Origin of the sequence: Salinarimonas soli (assembly GCF_008386575.1) — a bacterium.
Classification (GTDB): Bacteria; Pseudomonadota; Alphaproteobacteria; order Rhizobiales; family Beijerinckiaceae; genus Salinarimonas_A; species Salinarimonas_A soli.
Genome location: NZ_VUOA01000264.1, coordinates 1 through 234 on the forward strand (window position 1 = coordinate 1; position 234 = coordinate 234).

A 234-nucleotide genomic window follows, 5' to 3' on the forward strand; every position below is an offset into this window, starting at 1 on the left:
TCGCGGACGGTTCGGGATGGCTGGCGAGTTCGGCCACATGGGGGTGGTGCCCGAAGGTCACTGGTGCCCCGGCGGCAACCGCGGCTGCAGGGAACAGTACGCCTCGGGCAACAGTCTGGTGCGTGACGCCAAGGCGCTCCTGGAGACCGGCGCACCCCAGGCCGAGAGCCTGCTTGACTTCGTCCTCGAACGCAATCTCGCCAACCTGCGCGGCCCCGACATCACCGCCGCCGT

At 69.7% G+C, this 234-nt stretch carries 1 protein-coding gene; it reads left to right on the top strand.

Annotated elements, in window-relative coordinates:
* Positions 1-16: 16 nt before the first annotated feature.
* On the top strand, positions 17-234 hold a 218-nt coding region (locus tag F0L46_RS25865), incomplete at its 3' end, for an ROK family protein (protein ID WP_240540171.1).